We start from the raw sequence: 24,943 nt of genomic DNA, 5'->3' as shown, positions 1-24,943 counted from the left end.
TCCGCATTCTCCTTGGTGCGTCCGGCGATCGTCCCTTCAGCGGCGATGTTCGAAGCACGATGTCGATTTCCGACAAGCTCATTCGTCATCATGTAGCGCCAGAACCGTCGGCTCAAGTTAGGAAAGGGACGCGATGATCCCCACCATTACTGCCTTTGAACGGTCACCCGATGGCGGCAAAGGGTTGGCACGTGATACGCGCGTTCGCTGGGCGCTCGAAGAAGTGGGCCAGCCTTACGACGTTCGCCTCGTCTCGCTCCAAGGAATGAAGGAATCCGAGCATCTGGCGCTGCATCCCTTCGGTCAAATTCCGACCTATGAGGAAAGTGGTCTCGTTGTGTTCGAAACAGGGGCGATCGTCTTTCACATCGCGCAGCAGCATGAGGGCCTGCTGCCGAAGGATGCAGGTGCCCGGGCGCGGGCGGTCACATGGATGTTTGCAGCACTCAACACGCTGGAGCCGCCAATCCTCGATCTCACAATCGCTAGGATGATCGAGGGCGATAGGCCGTGGGCGCAGAAACGCCTACCGCTGGTCATGGACCGCGCCCGCGTCCGGCTGGGGCAATTGTCCATCCGCCTGGGAGATGCCGAGTGGCTCGACGGAGCGTTCAGCGCAGGCGACCTCATGATGGTGTCGGTGCTGCTACGCTTCCGCATGCCGGGTCTCCTGGACGAGTACCCGAACCTGGCCGACTATGTCGCCCGCGGCGAGGCACGGCCAGCCTACCGGCGGGCATTCGCCGCGCAATTGGCGATCAACGCCCCGGCCAGCTAAATTCGCCCTCGCGAGCGCTTTGCGGCCGGTGCTCTGATCCTATCGCGAAGCAGCCCGGAGGCAAAGAGTTGGGGCATGGCCCCGTAGCTCAACTGGCTAAGGCGTCGGCCTTCTAAGCAGAATGCCGCAGGTTCGCGCCCTGCCGGGGGTCGCCAGCTTCGCTCCCCGCCCACGGCCGCCGAAAGGCGCCGCCTTCCAACGGTGCGGGGGCCAAGCGGGGCCGGCATCGTACCGGCTTCCGCCCCGGCCCGGGAAAAACGGTGCAACGCCGACCATTGTGCCGGATGCAGCTCGTCGGCCATACGAGACTATTGGCGTCGCCGCAGAACTAACAAATCCTGATGCAGTCCCATAAAAGGAACAATGTCCACGATATCTAGATATACTTTCCAATTATCATAGAGATATGCTCTCGAATGATACACATTTACATAATAATTTTCGACATCATCACCCAATCTAATCTGATCATTTTCGTCTGCTACAACAAAACCCTCGCGCCGAATGTTCTCTATAGCAGCAGCACTACCTCCGTGTAGAGCAACCAGCCCCTCGGACATGACGGTGACCATTGCGAAACCGCCGGGCTTTAACACGCGCGCCAACTCTTCGAGCCACGCAAACTGTGTTTGCTCGCGCAGATGAGTGAAAATTGAAACGCCAATTATCAATTCAAAATGAGCATCTGGAAAAGGTAACGGCGGCTGAAGATCAATTGCTTTAACAGCAACTCCGGTTAGATTTTCTGCGCACCACGCAGCATTTTTGTCATCGACATCCACACCGTGGAGATCCTGGCAACCAAGTTTCTTAAGGTACCGGCTAACACGGCCACATCCACAGCCCCAATCGAGTATCGGGCCCATATCAGCAAGGGCGCGGTCATGTACCTGTTTCAGATAATTCGCTATGCGGTTGGCGGTGGTAGCCCCTCCTAATCTAAAAATAAGTGTGTCCCGACTAGCGATAACCCGATAAATATTGTCGCCTCCGGGCAAGGGATCGTCTTCTCGCGCCGGGTTCAAAAGATACCAAGCGCTCACATCGACGGCGCGATCATCCATTTTCCCCGATGGCAAAAACTTAAGTGACAGAAAAAGTTGATCGTCGGACACAGGATGATCAACCTGAAATCGAAAGGCCACATCCCGCGGCAATTCAGGTATCAAGACCCGAAGAGCCTCTTCACCGGGAAAAAAGGAACTCGCTGCGACTATATCCCGATCATTGACAAGAAATCTGGCGGCTTCTGCCGGATAGAAAGGGGATAAAAACCATCCCCTTACTGTCATGTGCCCATCTGCAACAACAAATTCATCCACCATCCAACGAAGCGATTGCGCCATGGCGAGCTGAGCTGAGAAGGCTGGTTTTCGCCAATCGGCTTCCTTGAGCTGCATCACGTCATGCAGCTCTCCTTGTTCCGTTGTCATGTTGTCCGACCCGACCACGCCGCCCTGCTAGCGACGGCGCCGACCTACTCTGGCTCGACCGCGAGCAGCAACCGAAAATGGCGATCCGCCTGCTGCACTCGTCCCGACCAAGCTGCCGACGGCGGCCACCGTGGCCGGTCCGGCCGATCACGGCCGGAAGCCGAGCGGGCGCGGGGCGAGACGTTCCGGCGATGCCGCCTGGCGGGCGGCGTCCGCCACCCATTCGCAGATCCAGGCGCGGGTGTCGCGCGGGTCGATCATCTCCTCCATCTGGAAGCGGTTGAGCGGGCCGATGGGGCCGCGCACGCTCTCGATACGCGCCTCGATCTCGGCCCGCAGCGCCACGGGATCGGCGGCTTCCGCCAGCTGGCGCTTGTAGGCCGCCTCGATGCCGCCTTCCGGCGGGATGCCGCCGACATCGGCCGACGGCCACACCACGCGGGCCGAGGCGCTGCTGCGCGGCGTCGCATAGTTGTTGCCGGCGACGCCGAAGCTGCGGCGCATGATCACCGTGAAGATCGGCACCGCAACTTGAGCGAAGGCGATCATCCATTCGCCGCCCTTGCGGATGGTGCCGGCGATCTCATGCTCGCGGCCGACGGCGAAGCCCGGGTTGTCCACCAGGTTGACGATCGGCAGGTGGAACAGGTCGCACAGATCGTGATGCCGCCTGAGCTTGTCGCAGCCGTCCGCGGTCAGCGCGCCGCCGTTCTCGTGGCGGCTGTCCGAGGCGATGACGCCAACCGGATAGCCAGCGAAACGTGCGAACCCGGTGACCTGGTCCGGGCCCCAGTGCGGACCGATCTCGAAGAACGAGCCCTGGTCCGCCATCAGGCGGATGGCGCGGCGGACGTCGAAGGTGGCGTTGCGCTTGCGCGGCACCAGGCTGAACAGCTGCTCCTCGCGCCGCGAGGCCGGGTCGCCAATTGCCACCACCGGCGGCGCCTCGAAGACGCTGGGCGGCAAGTAGGACAGGAAGCGCCTGGCCATGTCCACGGCCTCGGCCTCGGTCTCGGCCAGGTTGTCGACGGAGCCGTTACGGCAGTGGATGCGCCAGTCGCCCAGGTCCTCCTTGGTGATCTCATAGCCCATGGCGTGGGCCACCACCGGCGGCCCCGCGACGAAGAGCTGCGCGATGTCGCGCACCATCACCGAGAAGTGCCCGAGCACGGCCTTGGCGGCGCCGATGCCCACGACGCTGCCCAGCAGCAGGTTGACGACTGGAACCGTCTTGAGCTGTTCGGCGTAGAGCGAGCTGCCGAGATGGCCCGGGAGGAAGGAGCCGCCGCCGCCCTCGACGCGCGGCCGGCCAGCGGTGATGGCGCCCGAGCTCTCGCGCGCGCCGCTCTCGCCTTCGCTGGCCTGCTTCGGCACCATGGCAGCGACGCTGCCGCCACCGGACGAGCCGTCGAGCATGCGCACGGAGGGGCAGCGCAGCTCCAGCGCGAGCTCGTCGAGATAGCGGCTCTTCTGGCCGATGGCGCCATCCGCATGGCCGCCGCGCGAGGTGAAGTCGTCCGCGCAGACGACGGTGCGGCGGCCTTCGACCCGGCCCCAGCCGCCCACGTGGTTGGCCGGCGTGAAGCCTGCGACCCTCCCGGCCTCGTCGTAGCTGGCGAAGCCCGCGAGGCTTCCCACCTCACGGAACGAGCCGTCGTCGAGCAGCAGGTCGATGCGCTCGCGGCAGGTCAGCTTGCCGCGGCTGCGCTGGCGCACCACCCCCGGATCGGTGGATCCGCCCGCGAGCCGTCCGTGGGCGATGGCATGCAGGGCGGCGACGTCGGCCAGCATCGGCGCCCAGCCTTCGGTCGCGGTGGCGGCGTGGGCCGCCCGGGTCGCGGCGTCCTCGGACGGGGCGATCAGCGCCACCACCTCGCCTGCCGAAACCGCCGCCCCCATGGACGGCGCCAGCGCCGTAACGACGCCGGCGCAGGGCGCCGCCACGGTGGTCTCCATCTTCATGGCGCTCACGACCATCAGGGTCTGGCCGGCCTCGACGATGGCGCCCACCGCCGCCGACACATCGACGACGGTGCCGGCCATGGGAGCCTCGACCCCTTCTTCGCCGTCGGGCACCGGCAGGCCGGGCGAGGCCAGCCCGGCCGTATCGACGCGGCCGCGGCTGTCGCCGCCGCGCTCCTTGAGCAGAGCCAGCGCCGCCGTCGGCTTGGCGCCGCGCCCCTGCGGCGCCAAGAGGTCCGGCTGCTCCGCCAGCAGCGTCGTCCGCGCATCGCCGGCGCGCACATCAGGCGTGGCGAGGATCGCCTGCAGCTGGCCCAGGTTGGTGGGCAGGCCGGCGATGTAGAACTCGCCCAGCGCCTGCGCCGTGCGCTCGACGGCCGACACCAGGGTGCCGGTGGAATTCGAGCGTCCGATCACCTTGGCGAACATCGGGTCGAACTGAGGCGGCGGAGCGAGCCCGAGGTAGCCGCACGAATCGACGCGCACGCCGGGGCCGCCGGGCTCGCGGTAGCCGCTCAGCACGCCGGCGCCGGCCGCGGTCACCCGCGCCTGGATCGCGTAGCCGCGCAGCGCCAGCGGCTCGCTCAGCCCCAGATCCGCCAGCGTCTCGCCGGCCGCGATGCGGAACTGCGCCTCCACCAGATCGACGCCCGTCACCTCCTCGGTGACGGTGTGCTCCACCTGGATGCGCGGATTGCATTCGATGAAATAGTGCTCCTGCCGGTCCGGATCGACGAGGAATTCCACCGTGCCGGCGTTCGCATAGCTGCCGGCGCGTGCGAGCTTCACGGCATCGTCGAGGATGCGGCCGCGCAACGCCGGATCAAGACCGGGCGCCGGCGCGATCTCCACGACCTTCTGGTTGCGCAGTTGCACGGAGCAGTCCCGCTCCCACAGATGCGTGGTGTGGCCGGCGGTGTCGGCCAGCACCTGCACCTCGATGTGGCGCGGACGCTCGACCAGCTTCTCGAGGAACACCGAGCCGTCGCCGAACGCTGCCTCGGCTTCGCTGCGGCAGCGGGCGAAGGCGTCGGGCAGGTCGTCCGGCCGGTCGACCCGGCGCATGCCGCGGCCGCCGCCGCCGGCGGAGGCTTTCAGCATGACAGGGAAGCCGACGGTGGCCGCCGCATCCTGAGCCGCCCCCACCGTCTCCAGCGCCTTGGTGCTGCCGGGCACGGTCGGCAGCCCGAGCGAGCGCGCCAGCGTGCGCGCCTGCACCTTGTCGCCGAACAGGCTCAGCGCCTCGGGCGAGGGGCCGACGAACACTAGTCCAGCGTCACCGCACCGGCGGGCAAAGGCTGCATTCTCGGAGAGGAAGCCATAGCCGGGGTGAACGCAGTCGCAGTCGCTCGCACGCGCCGCGTCGATCAGGGCATCGATGTCGAGGTACGCCTGCACCGGATCGGCGTATTGCGCGCCGATCGCCATGGTACGGCTACTGACCCGCGTGTGCAGGCCGAGCGCGTCCGCAGGCGCATGAACACTTACCGTGTCGATGCCCAACGCCGACGCCGCCCGGGCGATGCGGATCGCGATCTCGCCACGGTTGGCGATCAGCACACGCTTCAACATTCGTCTTCCTCCCGCGTTTGCCGAGGCCGGCACGATCCTGCCCGGCTGTTGTTGTCGAACACTGTTTGACTGGTCGCTGCACAATGAGGTGGTGCCGGCCGATTCAACTCGCCAGGTGCCACGCGCGTCGGTTGAGTGTAGTGTCGCATCAAGCGCATGGCCCTGGGCCCCGCGCGACGCAACGACCGTGGTTGAGCTCGTTGGCCCCTCGCTTTTCTGGTGGATGACCCATGTTCAAATCACTGAAGGGCTTGATTGGAAAACCGTCCGCTCCGGATGCCGGCGCCCCGTCCGACGGAAGCCCTCCGGCCGATGTCCTGGCGCGAGCGGAGGCTGGCGATGCCGAGGCCGCGAACGAAGTGGGTCTCTGGTACGCGAGCAACCGGCCCGACGCGCCGGAGCTCGGAGTGTGGTTCAGGCGCGCTGCGGACGCGGGACTGGCCCGAGCGCAGCACAACATGGGCGTGCTCGCGATGCGATCCGGTGACCGCGCTCAATCGATCGCATGGTTGAGGCGCGCGGTGGCCGGTGGTTGGCGCCCGTCGGCCTTCGCGCTGGGCGCGGTGCTCGAAGAGCAGGGGGACAAGGCTGGCGCGAGCGAAGCCTTCGAGACCGGCGCGCAGCAGGACTGCCCGCTGTGCCAGGACGCGCTCGGACGGTTGGCGTTCGACGAAGAGACCGACGCCGGCTTCAAGATTGCCCGCTACTGGTCCGAAAAATCGGCTCAACAGGGCCATGTACCCGCACAGGCGCGCCTTGGAGGCATCTACCACGAGGGGCTGGGCATCGCGCGAGATCCGCGGCAGGCCGCATGGTGGTGGTGGCAAGCCGCCCAGGCCGGGCACCCGGGCGCGCAAATGCTGATCGGCATCGCCTGCCACATGGGCATCGGGGTCGAAGCCGACCGGGTGAGTGCGGCGTGCTGGCTCGCCGCAAGCGCCGCCCAAGGCAACGAGATTGCCGCGGCCTACCTGCCAAGGGTCGAGACCGAGCTCACCCCTCACGAGCGGTCCCAGGTCGAACGCGAGAAGATGAGGTTGGCTGCGGGCTGAGCACCGCAGCCCTTCTTCCGGTGACGATCACCCCGCCGCATGGGTGAGCTCCAGCCCGGGCAGGCTGCCGTCGCGCCGCCAGCGGTCGAGGATGCGGATGAAGGCCACCGGCCCGCGCCAGTACTGGTTGTTCTTGGCGATGCGCAGGTCGAGCTCCCCACCCTCGTTGTTGTAATAGCCCGGCGTGCACTCCTGAAGGTACGGCTGGCGGGCGACCGCCTGCTTGACCACGGTTGCGACCCATTCGCCCTCGGCGGCGGCCGTCGGCTCGAGCGTCCTGATACCCCGCGCCCTCACCTCGCCGAGGATATGGGCGATGTGCTGGGTCTGCTCGTCCAGCATGTGCTGGAAGTTGGCGCTCTGGCCCGATTGCAGCGGCGCGACGATGAAGCAGTTGGGAAAGCCGCGGCTGAACAGGCCGTGCAGGGTTTCGGCGCCGTTCTTCCACTTCTCGGTAAGGGTTTGGCCGTTGCGGCCATGCACCTCGAAGCCGATCCTGCGCGTATAGTCCGTGCCCACCTCGAAGCCGGTGGCGAAGATCAGGCAGTCGAGCGCGTATTCGCGCCCGTCCACGACCACGCCGCGCTCGGTGATGCGCTCGACGCCCTGGCCCCTGGTGTCGACCAGCCGGACGTTCGGCCGGTTGAAGGTCTGAAGGTATTCGTCGTGGAAGCACGGCCGCTTGCAGAACTGGTTGTACCAGGGCTTGAGCGCCGCGGCGGTGGCCTCGTCCTCGACCACGGCATCCACCCGCGCCCGCACGCGCTCCATCTTCTGGTAGTCGGCGAGCTGGACGAGCGCTGTGGCATCCTCCACCGGCTCGCCGGCCTGCGCCTTGCGGCGAGCGGCCAGGAGGATGTTGCCGATCAGGTCGGTCCAGCCGTCGTTGACCAGGTCCACGTCGAAATCGCCGCCGGAGATGACGGTGGTAAAATTGTCCATGCGCTCGCGCTGCCAGCCCGGCACCAGCCCGCCCACCCAGTCCGGATCGGTCGGCCGGTCGGCGCGCACGTCGACCGACGACGGCGTCCGCTGGAAGACGGTGAGCTCCTTCGCCCATGCGCCGAGGTACGGCACGCACTGCACCGCCGTCGCGCCGGTGCCGATGATGCCGACGCGCTTGTCCGCAAGCCTGGTGAGGCCGCCGCTCGAATCGCCGCCGGTATACGCATAGTCCCAGCGGCTGGTGTGGAAGGTGTGGCCCTTGAACGTGTCCACGCCCGGGATGCCGGGGAGCTTCGGCCGGTGCAGCGGGCCGCCGGCGAGAATCACAAAGCGCGCCCGGATGTCGTCACCGCGGTCAGTGCTCACCCGCCAGCGCGCCTCGCCCTCGTCCCAGCGCATCTCGGTGACGACGGTCTGGAACAGGGCGCGCTCGTAGAGGTCGAAATGCCGGCCGATGCGCTCGCAATGGGCCATGATCTCCGGCGCGCGCGCATATTTGCGTACCGGCATGTAGCCGGTCTCCTCCAGGAGCGGCAGGTAGATGTAGCTCTCGGTGTCGCAAGCCGCGCCCGGATAACGGTTCCAGTACCAGGTGCCGCCGAAGCCGGAGCCCTTCTCGACGATGCGGAAATCGTCGATGCCGGCCTCCCGCAGGCGGGCGCCGGCGAGCAGGCCGCCGAAGCCGCCGCCGACGATGAACACCTCGACGCTCTCGCTCAGCGCCGGCCGGGTGAAGCCGGGGTCGCCATAGGGATCATCGAGGTAGTGGGCGAAGGCGCCCTTCATCTCGACGTACTGGTCGTTGCCGTCGGCCCGCAGCCGCCGATCCCGCTCGATGCGGTACCGTTCGCGCAGGGCCTCGGCGTCGAAGCCCGCGTCGTCGGTCGCAAGGGCGCTGCTGGGGTCTGACACGGCGATCCTCCATATCGATTGTTATGGTGGCATCCTGCCATCAAACTTTCGCGGCTGCGAGGGCCGGCGCCGCAGGGCTCGGCATCCCTCTTGCACGCTGAGCGCAGAGCAGCTTGGCGAGGACAGCATCTGAGGAGGACCTGGCAATGAACGGACTTGGCGGTCTCAACAAGGCACCCAACGGCGTCGTCATCGGCCTCGTGCAGCTCCAGCTGCCCGTCGTGGCCACCAAGGCCGACCTGACACGGCAGACCGCCCGGGTGGTGGAGCTGGTGGCCAAGGCCAGGGCCAACATGGCCGGCATGGATCTCGTGGTCTTCCCCGAATACGCGTTGCACGGGCTCTCCATGGACACGAACCCGGAGATCATGTGCACGCTCGACGGCCCCGAGGTCGCCGCCCTGAAGCAGGCCTGCATCGACAACGGGATCTGGGGCTGCTTCTCCATCATGGAGGCCAATCCGGGCGGCAACCCGTTCAACTCCGGGCTGATCATCGACGATAAGGGCGACGTGAAGCTCTACTATCGTAAGATGCACCCCTGGGTCCCGGTGGAGCCCTGGGAGCCGGGCGACATCGGCATCCCCGTCATCGACGGGCCGAAGGGCGCCAGGATCGCCCTCATCATCTGCCACGACGGCATGTTCCCGGAGATGGCCCGCGAGTGCGCCTACAAGGGCGCCGAGATCATGATCCGCACCGCCGGCTACACCGCGCCGATCCGCTCCGCCTGGCGCTTCACCAACCAGGCGAACGCCTTCTGCAACCTGATGGTCACGGCCAATGTCTGCATGTGCGGTTCGGACGGCACCTTCGACTCCATGGGCGAAGGCATGATCGTGAACTTCGACGGCGAGATCATCGCCCACGGCACCACCGGCCGCCCCGACGAGATCATCACCGCGGAGGTGCGCCCGGATCTGGTGCGCGAGGCCCGCGTCCACTGGGGCGTCGAGAACAACATCTACCAACTCGGCCACCGCGGCTTCACCGCCGTCAAGGGCGGCGCCGGCGATTGCCCTTATACCTACATGCAGGATCTCATGGCCGGCCGCTACCGCCTGCCGTGGGAGGACGAGGTGAAGGTCACGGACGGCACCTCCTGCGGCTTTCCGGCGCCGACCCGGCCGTACGGCGGCCAGCAGCGATCGAAACGGGAGGCGGCGGAGTGAGGGCGGCAAACGAGGGCCGCCCGGCTCTTGCGCAGCCCGCAGAAGGCGTCCCTTCGATCACCACTCCACAGGTCATTGTCCGGCTGAGCCAGCTTTCCCATGTAATTTCGCTCACCGTCTCGTGCGCGGCGGCGCGCGGCGCAGCACTGATGATTGCAGGAGCCGCAAGACGGCGACGCGCCAGCGCCAGCATGCGAGGGCCCGACAGCGAACGGCCGGATTTGTCGGAGACGACCAATCGTGGTCATCAAAATTTGGCATAGGCTATGTAGCCTTGCAATATGAGCGCAATAAACAGAATGGTCTATACGTGACAACCTCCCACCTCGGTGACGCATCCGCCGGACAAGCTGTTTACACGGAGCGCGTTCTATATTCATACAATTTTATTGTTCTTGGCATATCGAATCATCTGATCTGGAAATGTCCCACGCGACGCATTTTGGATCATTACAACAGGTATGTAACAGACAATCATTTGGATATCGGAGTTGGGACAGGATACTTCCTCGATCGTTGCCGCTTTCCATCGCAGGAACCGCGCGTGGCCCTGATGGATCTCAACAAGAATTCACTCGGCTTCGCCGCGCGACGAATCCTGCGCTACACACCGGAACGTTATGTCCGCAACGTACTGGAGCCGATCTCCCTCGAGGCGCCACGCTTCGACTCGATCGGCATCAACTATCTATTGCATTGCCTGCCCGGTCAGATGGATTCGAAATCCGTCGCCTTCGACAACCTGAAAGCACTCATGGCTCCTGGTGCCGTGATCTTTGGATCGACACTGCTACGCGGCGGCGCCACCAGCAGCTGGACCGCTCGACGCCTGATGAGAATATATAACAGCAAGGGCATCTTCTCGAACGAAGGCGACAACGCCGACAATTTGAAGCGGGCCCTTGAAGCGCGCTTTCGAGCCGTGTCCGTCGAAGTCGTAGGCTGCGCAGCCCTCTTTTCGGCACAGATATAAGTACGGCGGCGCGGACGATGCTGGGCCAACCGGGGCGCCTACGGCAGGCGTCCGCGGTCGTCCTCATCCAGAGCTTGCGGGACTTCCGCCATGGTCGACGACGCAACCGCTGGCGCTGAAACCCGCTCCGAAGCCAAGGATCAGGCCCTTGCCTGCCAATCCCGCCTGCACGCGCTCGGCTATCATCAGCGGAATCGAGCAGCTCGATGTATTGGCATAATTCTGCATGACCGAGAGGGTTCCTGTCAAACCCGGGCTGGTCAGCGGCAGACCGAGGTGCCGCGCCACGGCATCGAGTATTTTATGGCTCCCGGTGTGGACAAAGCAGAATTCCAGCTCGGCCGCCCGGATCGCCGGCTCCGCATCGGAGCGGCGCCGGAGCTTCTGCATGACGTCCGCGACGTAGGCAAGGCCGCGCCTCAACACCGCCGGGGTCATGGTATAGACCGTCGCTCCTTCCGGATGCGGATCGATCGCGCCGCCGCCGTTGTAGGTTAGCATGTCCTTATCTGCTGAGCTGAGATTTGTGGCATGTGCGGCACGGCCGAACCGAAACCCCTCTCCCGCCGCGCCGTCCACCAGCAACGCAACGCCGGCATCTCCGAACAGCACCGAGCCGAGCAGACGCTGCATATCGTCTTCGGCCCGCCGACGCTCCGACGGATCGCTGAGCGCCTCGCACTCCTTGAAGCTCCTGTAGAGTGAAGCGCACAGCGCCGGCAAGAACGCCGTATGGGCCTCGGCGCAGACAATCAAGGCGCGCTTGTCGGGTTGGGCTGCCAGGAAGTTGCGTGCGATCTCGACACCCTTGATGATCGCCGAGCAGCCCATGTTTTCGAGATTGACAACGTCGATCTCGGAGGAGAGCGCCGGCCGCAGCTGGTCAAGCAGCTCGTAGGCGAAGCACGGAAGACGCCGATCCGCGGTGTTGGTGATTGCGATCAGCAGCCCTACGTCGCGCGCCTCGGCGGTGTCCAGCCCTTCAAGGCACGAGGTCGCGGCAGCAGCACCGAGCGCAGTCGTCGTATGCTCGACGCGGCGCGGCGCGCGGCCGGCGAGGAAGCCCGGAAAGTCCGACAGAACCGAGTAGCGCTGGACCGTCCCAAGATTGGCCAGCAGATTTCCGACCGCATCTGTCGTTCTGCCTTCGAACTCCGATATAATTTGACTCGTTGATATCGGACAACCGGGCTTCGCTATGCCGACGGATCGAACGGAAATGGAGACATCAGATTCAAGTGCAGAATAATTACTCTGATTTCTGTGAATAAATTCGACACCCATGACAACCCCCATTAAATATAATATAAACATATATACTGGTTCAATGTCTTGAATATGAATATATCGTCGATCTAAATCACAAATAATAAACAACTATACGTTGAATAAACTCAGAAATACAAGGGGAATCTATATATTACGTCAATGAAAATTACAGCATCAATACAGCCAAGCTGACCGCGCCCAACACACTAGCTTCGCAATATCGTTCGCGCTTGCATTTTGTTAACATGACAAGATTTAGACAAGGCGGCCGCCGAGGCCGGCGCCAGTGGGCAGCCCGAACTTCAGGATTCCATCAGAAAGAAAAACCGCCCCAAGCCAGCGGCGATCGAGGCAGGAGGCGGCGGAGCGAGGGCGACGAGCTGAGCCGCCGCTCCCAATACCGAGGCGGCTCCGGTGATCGCTAACCACAGCGGTCGCGGCAGGCGCCGGGCGCTCGGCAAGCACGACATGCGACAGAGCGAGGATTCTGGTAAGCTGGCACGGCAATTCCGCTGCGGGAGGCGGAGGAATGGCAAGCAGTCGCCTGCACGCAACCATCACAAGGTTCTTGGCCGCAGCCATCGTTGCAGCCCTGGCGTTGGCGTTCACCGGGCCGGGCGCCGAGTTGGCCAGACTGTATGCGGACCCTCTTGTCCTGCAGGCCTCGGTCCCAAACGTGCGGGCCTCCGCGTCCGGCGCGATGGGCGTCAACAGACAGTTCGAGGCCGGGCAGCGGCCGAAGCTGTTCGTCGAGGACCAGCGCGGGGCTGCAACGCTGATCCAGCAGGGATCGGTGACGCACAGGACGGACCTCGTGCAGGAAGGCTGGAAGGCCCTCGGCTGGGGCTTCGCGCATCAAAAGCCGGACTGTTCATTCGACAGCGGCGACGAGATCCATAGCGCCGCCATGTTTCTGGAGGCTGCCGGACGGGCCGAGCTCATCAACCTGAACCTGCCGCCGGCCAAGCAATTCCCGAACAGCCTCAAGGACGGCATCGTCTGCGGGGCCCGCCAGCTGGCCACGCTGGACCCGGATCGGAACCCCGAGCTGCTGAGACAGGCCCCCTACTCTCACCGGTTCTTCATCAGGGCCGCGGCCATGGGATTTGCCGCGGCGCTCGAGCCGGACGCCCGCTTGCAGCGCGCCGCCGCAGACAGCGCCATGCGCGGCATCCGCGCTCAGGACGCCGATGGCATGAGCCCGGAGAGGGGTGGACCGGACGTCGGCTATCAGGCCACCGGATTGGTGTATGCCGCGCGCTATTGGAGCGTCTGCCCGGACCCGCGGCTCAAGCAGGAGCTCGCAGCCTTCGTCGCCAAGGGCGCCAGTTGGCTGGCGCTCAAGGTCCGCCCTGACGGCAGCGTCGACGCCGGTGGCAGCACGCGCATCCTGGTCGAGGCGAACCGAGCCGGCAAGGTCAAGACGGTCCCCTATGGCGTGGTGGCGGAGGCGTTTGCGCTCGCAGCACTGGTCACCGGGGACGAGCGCTTCGACGCAATCGCGGCTCGGATTCTGGCGTCGACCGCGTTCCGCGATCACTTCAGGATGCATTAGTTCGCTTGCGGCGGAGATGAACACTTGGCCGGGATTACCGCGAAGCAGGCGGCGGCCCGATGGGGCCCTGCAGGCCACGAAGCACGTCCGGCCTCCGCTCGCGCACCTCGTCGCCGATGGTTGCAAATACAACCAATAGTATCTGCCAGGACACAGCCTGGGGCCAATCGATTGCCGTCGACACGACTATGGCGGTCGCCGCTTGATCGCAAGGGCACTTGCATCACACTCATGGCGAAGCTTGAGCCTCGCGAAACTTGAGCGCGAGCACCAAGGTCACGGAGCCCCGCGCGCCCCGGGCCGGGCGTCATCTCGGATATCTGCACCTTTGTCTTAGCCCGCCAAAGGCGTCGATAGAGAAAATCTCAACTATAAATTGCCAAACGCCTATGCTAGGGCACGCCGCCCCGCCGTGAAGAGTCCGCTGAGAGCGGAGACGGGGCAGCAGGCGAGAGAGGCGATGGCGGCGAAAGAGTGGGTCGGCGGCAACGGGGACTGGAACGTGGCGGACAATTGGGATCCGCCGGGCGTTCCGACGATGGGCGATACGGTCGCCATCAACAGCGGCACCCCTCACCTCTCGGCGGGCACGAACGCACGCGGAACCGTCACGGTCGGCGCTTCAGGGGGCATGACCATCGAAGCCGGAGCCAATCTCGGCACGTCGGACCTCGTCAACCACGGTCACGTCCAGATCGAGAATGGTGGACGACTCTCGCTGAGCGGCGACCCTTTGGGACCTGGCTTCACCAACACCGGGACGATCGAGATCGCCGAGGGCGGCTTGCTCTCACTATCCATCATGACGGTCACGCCATCCGATCTCACCGACGGCATCACCAATGCGGGCACAATCGAGCTCTATGCGGGAGCCCGGCTCGACCTGGGCAGCGGAGAACTTGCGCTAGCCGACGCCGGAACGCTCGCGTTCGGTAGTGGCGCCTCGGTCGTGAACGGGACGATCGTCGACGACGGCTCGACTGCACCCACTTTTGGGTCCGCGGTATTCAACGGCGTTACGTATCAAGGTCAGCTCGATATAGTTGGCATTCCCGGATCACTGACGATCTATAACGGCCTAAAGGTCGTAAACACCGATGGAACGCTGCCCGGCACGATCAACATAAGCAGCGGATGCTCGCTCTCTCTGTATGGCACGAACACTATCGATAACGTCGTCATCAACCTGGTCGCCGGAAGCCTACATGCCTTTCCGGGAACACTTACGTTGGGCAAAGATGCTGTGATTAATATCCCATCGAGCCCGTACGGCAGCACGATCCAGGGTAACACCATCAACGAAGGCGCCCTCAACGTAAGCGCTGATTTCATCTTCGGTGGCGATCTGGAGAATCGCGGCCATATAACGGTCTACTCTGGAGGTGAGTTCGACGATTTTGGACTCATCAACAACGGCGACGTTAGTGTGAGAAATGGCGGAACATTGATTCTGCGCGGAAGCTTGGAAAATTCTGGCGAAATTGACATTTCGACTGGAGGAATTCTAAAATTCAACAACATCCAGCTCGACGCGGCGCAGATGACCAGGGGCATCATCAATGCCGGGACCATCGTGTTGGAACAGGGTGCAAAGCTCGATCTCGACGGCGGAGAGCTGGCGCTGGCCGACGTCGGGCCAATGAAACTTGACTGGAATGCCACGATCACCAACGGCACCATTGTCGATGATGGGAGTGTCGCGCTTGCGCTCAACGGGGGAACGTTCGACGGCGTAACCTATAGGGGCATCCTCGACGTCTCATCCGGCGGCCCCTTCTTCGGCGGCAGCCTTGCTGTAGTCAACAGCTTATCAGTTGTATCGGCCGATGGCTTTTCGCCGGGCATTATCAATTTGGCCGGTACATTACGCTTCCTTGATGAAGAAACCATCGACAAAGTGACGATAAACTTCTCGTCATTCTCGTCGATATACTCGACTTCTGGCACAACCAATTTTGCCAAAGAGACGATTGTAAACGTTGAATTTCCTTATAACGGCTTTCTACAAGGAACCTTCGTGAACGAAGGTCGCTTCAACGTCGGCGGCACCATCACGGTCACCGGTGCCTTCGACAATGAAGGTGAGATCGTCATCTCCGAGCGGGGCACGTTCAGCGATACGGACTTTACCAATGGCGGCAGTGTGACCGTCGAGGGCGTGCTCGCTCTGCAAGGAAGCTTCACCAATACGGGCAGCGTGGACCTGCAAGGTGGTCGGTTGACGCTGCAGGGCGCGCTCACGGGAAGCGGCACCGTCTCGCTCATCGACGGCGCCACGGTCACCCTCGGCGCCGGCACCGATGCGGAGCAGACGGTCGCACTCGTCGACGGCGAGCTGAGGCTGGTCACGCCCAGCGCATTCGCCGGCACCATCGATGATTTCGTCGACGCGAGCGACGTCGTCGAGCTCGTCGGTATCGGCTACGACGTCGGAGACAGCGTGAGCCTGCTGAACGGCAACGTGCTCCAGATCGTGCAATCGGACGGCAGCGGCACCATCCTGCTGCGACTCGACCCGTCCCAGGACTATTCCGCCTTCAGCTTCCACCTCTCCGACGACGGCGCCGGCGGCACCGACATTACCGTGACGTGCTTCTGCCCGGGCACCCTGATCGCCACGCCGGGCGGCCAGCGCCTCGTCGAAGACCTCGCCATCGGTGACGTCGTCCTGACGGCGACCGACGAGGCCCGGCCGGTCAAATGGATCGGCCGGCAAACCGTGACGCCGGCTTTTGCGGATCCGTTGCGCCACTATCCCATTTGCGTCGGCGCCGGCGCCCTGGCCGTCGGCATTCCGGCGCGCGATCTGCACGTTTCCCCCGATCACGCATTGCTGGTCGATGGCGTGCTGGTCCAGGCCAGCGCCTTGCTCAACGGCACCAGCGTGCAGCGGGCACAGCCGGTCGCAGCCTTCACCTACTACCACATCGAGCTCGACGACCACGCGCTCGTGCTGGCCGAAGGCGCGCCGGCGGAAACCTTCGTCGACAATGTCACCCGCCGCCACTTCGACAACTACGCGGAATACCAGGCATTGTTCGGCAACCGCGCAGCTCGGATCAGGGAGATGGGGCTCCCACGCGCGAAATCGGTGCGCCAGTTGCCGCTCCTCACCCGTGAGCGACTGGCGGCCCGCGCCGACGCGTTCGGCCCGATGGCGGAGCGGCCGGCGGCCTGAGCCGCCGGCGCCTCGGCCTCAAAGGAGGCCCGTGCATCGACGCCCCCGACCAGGATCTCGATTTGCGCGTGCGTCGGCCCGAAGACAGCGCCCGCAGATTGACCTATGACAGGCGCGGACATGGAGGGCTTGCGGGGCCGTGGGCGCAGGAGCGGAGCCAGAACGCCGGGATGACGATCCCCAGCGGGCGCTCGCCTCCGTCCTCGCCCGGCTCATGGACACGCCCCGGGACCGCGGCCTTCATCAGCAGGCACGGGCGCTCGTCAGGGAGCTCGGGCGCACGGTCGGATCGGCCGCCGCCATGCGGGCCTTGCTCGATCGCCACCCGACGCGGCCTGACGTGGTGCAGCTGTTCTGCCTCCATGCCCGCACGCGCAACGATCGGATCGCCCTCGACGACGGCCTGACGGAGGCGCTAGCCGCCGCCCCCAGCACGAGGCGCTGCGCCTGCAGTGCGCGCAGGAATGGCACCGTGCCAAGCGGCACGAGGCGGCATGGCAGGCGCTCGAGCCGCTGCTCACTGCAAGGTCGGATGACCCGACCGTGCTGCTGACCGCCGGCGACATCGCGTCCGCGCTCAAAGACTACGCGGCCGTCGCGAAATATCTGCCCAAGGCGTTCGATCTCGACGCCACGGCCTCCGCCGACGCGCCACGCCGCATCAAGTTGGCGACGGCGCTCAAGCACCTGGACCGGATCGAGGCGGCCGAGGCGGCCCTCGCCCCGGTCCTGGCTGCGCCCGATGCGCCGGCGGCGGCGCATGAGCAGGCCGGCTACCTCGCCCGCCTGCGCGGCGACGTGCCGGCCATGCTGCGACACTTCGAGGCCGCCGTCCTGGCCGAGCCGTCATCGGTGCAGTTGCGCATGCTGCTCGCCCGAGCCCTTCGCGACGCCGGCTTCGGCGAGGACGCCGAGGCGCTGGTCGACACCATTCTCGCGGACAAGCCCGATGCGACCGAAGCCCACCTGCAGCGCGGCGAGTTCGCGTTGGCGGCTTGGGACCTCGCCCGGGCCAGAGCCGCCTTCGAGCAGGCTTGCCGCTCGGCGCCGTCGAATCCACGGCCGTGGCAACGATTGGCCCATGCCGTGCAGCTCACCGGCAACGTCAACGCCGCGCTCCGGGTGCTGGAGGAAGGCCGGGCCCGTACGGCCGGACCTGACCTCGCGCTGGCCCAATCGGATCTGCTGTTCCGGCGCGGGCTCGACGCCGCCGCAGAGACCGCCCTTCGAGGTGCGGAGCAGGATTTCGCCGACGACGAGGCAGTCCGCCTGATGCGCATCCGGCGCCAGATCGCGACCGGCATCCACGCCACGGCGCGAAACGCCATCGCGGCGCTGCCCGCGACCACGAACCAGACGCGCGCAATGCGCCACGCCCTCATGGGCGAGCTCGCCGAGGCCAACTGGGCCTTCGGTGCCGCGGCTGCCGCCTATGCGGAGGCGGCGGCGAGCGATCCGCGTTCGGTCGCCGTGCAGGAGGGCCTGGGACGCTGCGCCCTTCTCGGGCTCGACCCGGAGCGGGCACGGCCGCATTTCGCCAGCGCCAGGGAGCTCGGTCGTGTCGCCATCCTGGCCAAGGGAGGCTCGCTCAATCCCTCCCAGAGCCGCTACGGCGCCCTGCTCAACGATGCCTGGTGCGACGGCGAGGCGCTGGCGGCGACGCGCCAGGCGGCGGCTGCGCGCGATATCGAGGCGCGGCTCGAGCCGGTACGCCAGTTCCCGAGCTACACGCTCGCCGCTCTGGCGCTGCTGGTCGGGCTGCGCCGGGCCGGCCGCCTCACGCCGCGCCCGGCCGCCGCCGGCGCGCCGGCGGCGCGCCGCATCCCTCGGCGTATCCACCAATACTGGGATGCGCCGCGCGTGCCGGCCGACGTGGGCGAGCTGATGCGATCGTGGCCGGCGCTGAACCCGCGGTGGGCCTATCGGCGCTATCAGCAGCGGGACGCCTATTTCTACCTCCGCCGTCACTGCACCGCCGATGTGGTCGAGGCCTTCGCGCGGGCCAGGCTGCCGGCCCAGCAGGCCGACCTGTTCCGCCTCGCCGTGCTGCTGCGCGAAGGCGGCGTCTGGGCCGACGCCGACGACCGCTGCCTGGCGGCGATCGAGCCGCTCACCGCCCGGGCCGCCCTGGTGCTGCGCCAGGAGCACCTGGGCAGCCTCGCCAACAACTTCATCGCGGTGGCACCCGGCCATCCGATCATCGCCGTGGCGCTCGGACTGGCGACCACGGCGATCGGCCGCGGCGATTCCGATTCGATCTGGCTCGCCACCGGGCCGGGCCTGCTGTCGCGCGTGGTGGCGACCTATGTGGCCGCCGATCCGGCACGCCTGGCGCAACTGGGCAGCGACATCCTGGTCCTGACCAATTGGCAGATGCGGCTGTTCACGGCCGCCGCCTGCCAGGCCGGCTACAAGGCGACGCCGCGGAGCTGGCTCAACCAGGAGTTCAACATGGCCGGCACCGCCGCGCCCGGCCCGCGGGAGGATGAGCAGCCGGCGCAAGCGCAACGATGACGGGGTGCGGTGCCCCCTGAGCATGCGGGCGCGTCACCGCCATTCATCCAGCCCATCCACCGCGTTGATCATAACATAAGATACGTTATATCGAGCTCGATCGACGAGCCCCGCCGCAACCGAAGGATAGGCGACATGGTGGACACGCCAGCTCCCGCGCGCCGCGGCGACACGTTTCGTCTGTCGCAGGCCCTGGAACGGTCAGCGCGCCTGCGCGGACGCGAGGAGGCCATCGTCGACGGCGAGCGCCGCTTCACCTGGGCCGCGTTCAAGGAGCGGGTCGAGCGCCTGGCCGGCGGCCTCCACGGCCTGGGCCTGAAGCACGGCGATCGGGTCGCCATGCTGGCGCACAACAGCCATCGCTATCTCGAGTTCTATTTCGGCGTGCCCTGGGCCGGCGGCATCTTCACGCCGCTTAACACGCGCCTGGCGATGCCGGAGCTGGCCGCCATCCTGCGCGATGCGGCGGCGGAAATCCTCATCGTCGACGAGGCCCATGCGCCGCTGGTGCCCGAGCTGGCACGCCTGGCGCCCCTGCGGCGGATCGTGCTGGCCGCCGACGGGCCGGCGCCGGACGGCGTCGTCGGCTACGAGCCCATGCTGGCGGGGGCCGCCGCCCTCCCCGACGCCGGGCGCGCCGGCGACGACGTGGCAGCCCTGTTCTACACCAGCGGCAGCACCGGCGCCCCCAAGGGGGTCATGCACACACACGCCAACATCATGTTCTGCGCGGTGATGTGCGCGGCGGCGGTCAAGCTCGACGAGGAGGCGACGAGCCTCATCTCCGGACCGCTGTTCCATGTCGGCGCCGCCGGCGCCTGCATCCCGGCGATGGTGACGGCCGGCCGCGTCGTCCTGCTGCCGCGCTTCGAGCCCAGCGCAGTGCTTCGCGCCATCGACGAGCACCGCGTCACGGTGATGAACCTCGTCCCCACCATGCTGCGGATGATGCTCGATCATCCGACCGCCGGCGACTGCGACCTCACCAGCCTGAGAGCACTGCTGTACGGCGCGGCGCCCATGCCGGAGCCGCTGCTCAACGAGGCGCTCACGCGCATGCCGGAGGCGCAGTTCGTGCATTGCTACGGCATGACCGAGCTCACGGCGAGCTGCACGGCCCTGCCGCCGCGCTACGTCACCTCGCACCGCCACCTGGGCAAGGCGAAGTCTGTCGGCCGCGCCCTGCTGGGGCTCGATGTCGCCGTGGTCGATGCCGAGGACAACCTGCTCGGCCCGGGCGAAACCGGGGAGATCGTGGTCCGCGGGCCGACGGTGATGAAGGGTTATTGGGGCCGGCCGGAGCTCACCGCGCAGACGCTGCGCAACGGCTGGCTGCACACCGGCGACCTCGGCACCATGGACGAGGACGGCTTCGTCTTTCTGGTCGACCGGCTGAAGGACATGATCATCACCGGCGGCGAGAACGTCTATTCCACCGAGGTGGAGGAGGCGCTCTATGCCTGTCCGGGCGTCGCGCAATGCGCCGTCATCGGCATCCCCCATCCCAAGTGGGGCGAAAGCGTGCACGCCATCGTCGCCGCCGCGCCCGGTGCCGAGCTCACGGAAGCGGCGATCATGGCCCACTGCCGCAGCCGCATCGCCGGCTACAAATGCCCCCGCTCCATCGAGATCCGCAGCGCGCCGCTACCGCTCAGCGGCGCCAACAAGATCGACAAGGCCGCCCTGCGGGCACCGTTCTGGCAGGACCGCGGCAGCCGGCTGGTCTAGGCGGCCCTCCCCGCCGCAAGGCCCGTGACGCCACGCAGCTGGAGTTCGGCCGCCGCTCTCATATATCCTAGCGAATGTCGTTGCGGGACAGGATCAGCAGGATGCCCATGAGAAACCAGGCGGATTGGATGCTGGCGGAGGCGATCGCCGCGCTGGCCCAGGCGGAGCGCATGCAGCGGCAGCTGTTCCGGCTGCGCGCGCCGCAGGAGGCGCCCGAGCCGTGCTGGGAGCCACTGACCGACGTGATCGAGACCGACGCGGGCGTGCTGGTGACCGTGGCCCTGCCGGGAGTCGACCCCGACGCCGTGGTGGCGACAGTCGACGACGGCATGCTCGTCGTCGCCGGCCGCCGTGCCCTGCCGCCCGAGCTGCGCCACGCGGTGATCCACCGCCTCGAGCTGCCACAAGGGCGCTTCGAGCGCCGCATCCCCCTGCCCCCGGGCCGCTACACCATCCGCCGGTCGGCCCAGAACGGCTGCCTGGTGTTCAGCCTGTCCAGAGTCGCGTGAGGGCACTGCCATGACCGGACCTACCGACGGACTCGCCGCCGCGCCGGCCGACGGCGGCCCTGCCGAGCCGCAGCGCCTCCCCGACGACGTGCTGATCATCGTGCCGGTGCGCCGCACCGTGCTGTTTCCCGGCACCGTGGTGCCGATCACCGTCGATTCGCCGAAGGCCATGGCCGCGGCCCAGCAGGCGGTGCGGGAAGAGCGCAAGGTCGGCATCCTCTTGCAGCGCAACGCCGAGCTCGACGACCCCAAGCCCGACGACCTGTACCGGATCGGCACCATCGCCAACATCGTCCGCTACATGACGGCGCCCGACAACACGCACCACATCATCTGCCAGGCGCAGCAGCGGGTCCGCATCCTCGATTTCTTGCCGGGCACTCCGTTCCTGGCGGCGCGCGCCCTGCCCATCACCGAGCCCGAGACCCGCTCGCCGGAGATCGAGGCCCGCTTCCTGCAGCTCCAGAGCCTCGCCGTCGAAGCCATCCAGCTGATGCCGCAGGCGCCGCCGGAGCTCGCCGCGGCGCTCCAGTCCGTCACCTCGCCGGCCACGCTCGCGGATCTCGCCAGCACCTACATGGACCTGCCGCCGGAGCAGAAGCAGGACATCCTGGAGACGATCGAGTTGACGTCGCGCCTGGACAAGGTGCTGCGCCTGCTGGGTGAGCGCATCGAGATCCTGCGCCTCAGCCACGAGATCGGCCGCCAGACCAAGGCCACCTTCGACGCCCGGCAGCGCGAGGCGATCCTGCGCGAGCAGATGGCCACCATCCAGCGCCAGCTGGGCGACAGCGACGGCAAGGCGGAGGAGGTCGGCGAGCTGACCAAGGCCATCGACGCGGCAGGCATGCCGGCTGAGGCCGAGCAGCAGGCGCGGCGCGAGCTGCGCCGCTACGAGCGCATGCCGGAGGGCGCAGCCGAGGCTGGCATGGTCCGCACCTACCTGGACTGGCTGATCGAGTTGCCCTGGACCCTGCCCCCGGAGCCGCCGATCGACATCGACAATGCCCGGCGCGTCCTCGATGCCGACCATTTCGGGCTCGAGAAGATCAAGCGCCGCATCATCGAATACCTCGCCGTGCGCAAGCTGGCGCCGGAGGGCCGCGCGCCCATCCTGTGCTTCGTCGGGCCGCCCGGCGTCGGCAAGACCTCGCTCGGCCAGTCCATCGCGCGCGCCATGGGACGGCCCTTCGTGCGCGTCAGCCTGGGCGGCGTCCATGACGAGGCGGAGATCCGCGGCCACCGGCGCACCTATATCGGCGCGCTGCCGGGCAACATCATCCAGGCGATAAAGAAGGCCGGCGCCCGCAATTGCGTGATGATGCTCGACGAGATCGACAAGATGGGTCGCGGCATCCAGGGCGATCCGTCGGCGGCAATGCTGGAGGTGCTCGATCCGGAGCAGAACGGCACCTTCCGCGACAACTTCCTGGCCGTTCCGTTCGATCTCTCCCGTATCGTGTTCATCGCCACGGCGAACATGATGGACCAGATTCCGGGCCCGCTGCTCGACCGCATGGAGGTCATCAGCCTCCCCGGCTACACCGAAAGCGAGAAGCTCGAGATCGCCGAGCGCTATCTCGTCCCGCGCCAGCGCACCGCAAACGGCCTGACGCCCCAACAGAGCGAGATCAGTGCAGCGGCGCTGGGCGCCATCATCCGCGGCTACACGCGCGAAGCCGGGGTCCGCAACTTGGAGCGGGAGATCGGCCGCGCGCTGCGCCACGCCGCCGTGCAGATCGCCGACGGGAGCGCGAGCCACGTCTCCATCGGCGTGGACGACTTGCCGGCGATCCTGGGTGGCCCTCGCTTCGAGGGCGAGGTGGCGATGCGCACGAGCCTGCCGGGCGTCGCCACCGGCCTCGCCTGGACGCCGGTGGGCGGCGACATCCTGTTCATCGAGGCCTCGCGCATGCCGGGCCGCGGCGCGCTCATCCTCACCGGACAACTCGGTGAGGTCATGCGCGAGAGCGCCCAGGCGGCCCTGACCCTGGTCAAGAGCCGGGCTGCGTCGCTGGGCCTCGATGCGGCGCTGTTCGAGAAGAGCGACATCCACATTCACGTGCCGGCGGGCGCGACGCCCAAGGACGGGCCGAGCGCCGGTGTCGCCATGTTCATGGCGCTGGCCTCCCTGCTCACCGGCCGCACCATCCGCAGCGACACCGCCATGACCGGCGAGATCTCACTCCGGGGCCTCGTGCTGCCGGTGGGCGGCATCAAGGAGAAGGTCGTGGCCGCGGCTTCGGCGGGTCTCAAGCGAGTGATGCTCCCGGCGCGCAACCGGCGGGACTACGACGACATCCCCGCCGATGCCCGCGATCGCCTCGAATTCATCTGGCTGGAGCACGTCGACGATGCCGTCGCCGCCGGCCTCAATCCGCCCATATCCGTCGACAAGCCCGCGGCAGCCTGAACTGTTTGAATCTGGCGCGTTTCTCTTGCGATTGGGTGAGTCCACCCAATCGTGAAGCGCTCGAGCCGCCGGCCCCGGGGCTGGCGGTTCCGCGTTCGATGCTGCCAGGCGCTCGTCAAGCACCGGATTGGCCGAGGCCCGTTCGGCCGGGCATTGCGTGGGCCTCTCCGTCGCGGCGCCGCCGTTCGCCGTTGCCCGGACACCAGCCGCACGTTTCGTCTTCGGCCGAGAGGCGCCGGCCGCGTTGTTTACATGAATTCTAAACTATTGAGTTTGCAGTGTTTTTCCGAATGCATTAAGTCTTGCTCCCACAACGACGCAGTTCGCCCCCCGGGTCGGCCGGCGCCAAACGGATGCCGCGCGTCACAGTGGACAATCGACCCGCAAACTTGCCATGAGCGAAACCTCGTTCGATCTGACGGCGCTGTACACCACGGAGCGGCGGCGCCTCGAAACGCGCATCAGCCGCATGATCGGCTGCCGCGCCGCAGCGGCAGATCTGGTTCACGATCTCTTCCTACGGCTGTGGGACCGTCCGCCGCGTCAGGGCGGCGACCCGACCGGATACCTGGTGCGCAGTGCGCGGAATGCGGCCATCGATCACCTGCGGGCCGAGCGCGTTCGGCTGGCCTTCATCGAAGGAACCGTCCGCGAGCAGCACGGCGCGCCGGTGCCCTCGCCGCACGACGTGCTCGAGGCACGCCAGGAGCTGTCGGAAGTGGACGCGATCATCCGGGCGCTGCCGGAACGAACCCGCCATGTCTTCCTCCTGAACCGCATCCACGGCCGCAGCTACCGCGACATCGCCGGCGCGCTCGGCGTATCGGCCAGCGCGGTGGAAAAGCATATGTCACGGGCGCTTGCCGCGATCCGCGACGGCATCGCGGCACTCTGAAGCGCCCTGCGCGGGTTTTTTCCCTGTTTCGTGGGATGTGCTACGGGGCGATTCGCAGATTCGCAGTCGAATCCGAATGCCTG

The 24,943-nt window shown here is 66.5% G+C and carries 15 protein-coding genes; 11 read left to right on the top strand and 4 right to left on the bottom strand.

Annotation, left to right across the window (positions count from 1 at the left end; genetic code table 11):
• Positions 1-133: 133 nt before the first annotated feature.
• A complete protein-coding gene (locus tag ACZ5PO_RS26050) occupies positions 134-778 on the top strand; it encodes a glutathione S-transferase family protein (RefSeq protein WP_464184949.1) in 645 nt (214 codons plus the stop codon).
• 308 nt (positions 779-1,086) lie between these two features.
• On the opposite strand, the gene ACZ5PO_RS26045 is transcribed toward ACZ5PO_RS26050, so the two are convergent.
• Together ACZ5PO_RS26045 and ACZ5PO_RS26040 are read right to left on the bottom strand one after the other, a co-directional pair.
• Entirely contained in the window at positions 1,087-2,178 is a 1,092-nt protein-coding gene (locus tag ACZ5PO_RS26045; RefSeq protein ID WP_464197047.1) for a class I SAM-dependent methyltransferase, read from the bottom strand.
• 180 nt (positions 2,179-2,358) lie between these two features.
• Positions 2,359-5,745: a carboxyl transferase domain-containing protein gene (locus tag ACZ5PO_RS26040; RefSeq protein ID WP_464184948.1), complete on the bottom strand. Its 3,387-nt coding sequence runs from the start codon at positions 5,743-5,745 to the stop codon at positions 2,359-2,361.
• Between the two features lie 230 nt (positions 5,746-5,975).
• On the opposite strand from ACZ5PO_RS26040, the gene ACZ5PO_RS26035 reads away from it, so the two are divergent.
• Positions 5,976-6,797, top strand: a complete 822-nt coding sequence (locus ACZ5PO_RS26035) for a tetratricopeptide repeat protein (protein ID WP_464184947.1) — start codon at positions 5,976-5,978, stop codon at positions 6,795-6,797.
• A 27-nt stretch (positions 6,798-6,824) separates the two neighbouring features.
• On the opposite strand, the gene ACZ5PO_RS26030 is transcribed toward ACZ5PO_RS26035, so the two are convergent.
• A complete protein-coding gene (locus ACZ5PO_RS26030) occupies positions 6,825-8,654 on the bottom strand; it encodes a flavin-containing monooxygenase (protein WP_464184946.1) in 1,830 nt (609 codons plus the stop codon).
• Between the two features lie 146 nt (positions 8,655-8,800).
• On the opposite strand from ACZ5PO_RS26030, the gene ACZ5PO_RS26025 reads away from it, so the two are divergent.
• Both ACZ5PO_RS26025 and ACZ5PO_RS26020 read left to right on the top strand, forming a co-directional pair.
• Complete coding sequence (locus tag ACZ5PO_RS26025) at positions 8,801-9,826, top strand: formamidase (protein ID WP_464184945.1); 1,026 nt, start codon at positions 8,801-8,803, stop codon at positions 9,824-9,826.
• A gap of 121 nt (positions 9,827-9,947) precedes the next feature.
• On the top strand, positions 9,948-10,799 hold the full coding sequence (locus ACZ5PO_RS26020) for a class I SAM-dependent methyltransferase (RefSeq protein ID WP_464184944.1): 852 nt from the start codon (positions 9,948-9,950) through the stop codon (positions 10,797-10,799).
• 63 nt (positions 10,800-10,862) lie between these two features.
• On the opposite strand, the gene ACZ5PO_RS26015 is transcribed toward ACZ5PO_RS26020, so the two are convergent.
• Positions 10,863-12,083 (bottom strand): 3-oxoacyl-[acyl-carrier-protein] synthase III C-terminal domain-containing protein, encoded by a 1,221-nt coding sequence (locus tag ACZ5PO_RS26015; protein ID WP_464184943.1) that lies wholly within the window; start codon positions 12,081-12,083, stop codon positions 10,863-10,865.
• Between the two features lie 514 nt (positions 12,084-12,597).
• On the opposite strand from ACZ5PO_RS26015, the gene ACZ5PO_RS26010 reads away from it, so the two are divergent.
• From ACZ5PO_RS26010 to ACZ5PO_RS25980, 7 genes are all read left to right on the top strand, one after another.
• A complete protein-coding gene (locus ACZ5PO_RS26010) occupies positions 12,598-13,623 on the top strand; it encodes a hypothetical protein (protein WP_464184941.1) in 1,026 nt (341 codons plus the stop codon).
• A gap of 460 nt (positions 13,624-14,083) precedes the next feature.
• A complete protein-coding gene (locus tag ACZ5PO_RS26005) occupies positions 14,084-16,801 on the top strand; it encodes a Hint domain-containing protein (RefSeq protein WP_464184939.1) in 2,718 nt (905 codons plus the stop codon).
• A 543-nt stretch (positions 16,802-17,344) separates the two neighbouring features.
• On the top strand, positions 17,345-19,315 hold the full coding sequence (locus tag ACZ5PO_RS26000) for a tetratricopeptide repeat protein (protein WP_464184938.1): 1,971 nt from the start codon (positions 17,345-17,347) through the stop codon (positions 19,313-19,315).
• 135 nt (positions 19,316-19,450) lie between these two features.
• Positions 19,451-21,043, top strand: a complete 1,593-nt coding sequence (locus ACZ5PO_RS25995; RefSeq protein WP_464184937.1) for a long-chain-fatty-acid--CoA ligase — start codon at positions 19,451-19,453, stop codon at positions 21,041-21,043.
• Positions 21,044-21,144: 101 nt separating this feature from the next.
• Positions 21,145-21,552 (top strand): Hsp20/alpha crystallin family protein, encoded by a 408-nt coding sequence (locus tag ACZ5PO_RS25990; protein WP_464184936.1) that lies wholly within the window; start codon positions 21,145-21,147, stop codon positions 21,550-21,552.
• 10 nt (positions 21,553-21,562) lie between these two features.
• Positions 21,563-23,965, top strand: coding sequence for an endopeptidase La (lon, locus tag ACZ5PO_RS25985; protein ID WP_464184935.1), 2,403 nt, complete (start codon positions 21,563-21,565; stop codon positions 23,963-23,965).
• Between the two features lie 394 nt (positions 23,966-24,359).
• Complete coding sequence (locus ACZ5PO_RS25980) at positions 24,360-24,860, top strand: RNA polymerase sigma factor (protein ID WP_464184934.1); 501 nt, start codon at positions 24,360-24,362, stop codon at positions 24,858-24,860.
• The last annotated feature ends 83 nt before the right edge of the window (positions 24,861-24,943 follow it).

The organism is Chelatococcus sp. KU-N122, from assembly GCF_055391085.1.
This window is presented reverse-complemented; position numbering and strand designations above follow the sequence as displayed.

Bases quoted from the DNA above. Each gene is read 5' to 3' on its own strand.
- ACZ5PO_RS26050 (WP_464184949.1), top strand. From the start codon at position 134: ATGATCCCCACCATTACTGCCTTTGAACGGTCACCCGATGGCGGCAAA.
- ACZ5PO_RS26045 (WP_464197047.1), bottom strand. From the start codon at position 2,178: ATGCAGCTCAAGGAAGCCGATTGGCGAAAACCAGCCTTCTCAGCTCAG.
- ACZ5PO_RS26040 (WP_464184948.1), bottom strand. From the start codon at position 5,745: ATGTTGAAGCGTGTGCTGATCGCCAACCGTGGCGAGATCGCGATCCGC.
- ACZ5PO_RS26035 (WP_464184947.1), top strand. From the start codon at position 5,976: ATGTTCAAATCACTGAAGGGCTTGATTGGAAAACCGTCCGCTCCGGAT.
- ACZ5PO_RS26025 (WP_464184945.1), top strand. From the start codon at position 8,801: ATGAACGGACTTGGCGGTCTCAACAAGGCACCCAACGGCGTCGTCATC.
- ACZ5PO_RS26015 (WP_464184943.1), bottom strand. From the start codon at position 12,083: ATGGGTGTCGAATTTATTCACAGAAATCAGAGTAATTATTCTGCACTT.
- ACZ5PO_RS26010 (WP_464184941.1), top strand. From the start codon at position 12,598: ATGGCAAGCAGTCGCCTGCACGCAACCATCACAAGGTTCTTGGCCGCA.
- ACZ5PO_RS26005 (WP_464184939.1), top strand. From the start codon at position 14,084: ATGGCGGCGAAAGAGTGGGTCGGCGGCAACGGGGACTGGAACGTGGCG.
- ACZ5PO_RS25995 (WP_464184937.1), top strand. From the start codon at position 19,451: ATGGTGGACACGCCAGCTCCCGCGCGCCGCGGCGACACGTTTCGTCTG.
- ACZ5PO_RS25990 (WP_464184936.1), top strand. From the start codon at position 21,145: ATGCCCATGAGAAACCAGGCGGATTGGATGCTGGCGGAGGCGATCGCC.
- lon (WP_464184935.1), top strand. From the start codon at position 21,563: ATGACCGGACCTACCGACGGACTCGCCGCCGCGCCGGCCGACGGCGGC.
- ACZ5PO_RS25980 (WP_464184934.1), top strand. From the start codon at position 24,360: ATGAGCGAAACCTCGTTCGATCTGACGGCGCTGTACACCACGGAGCGG.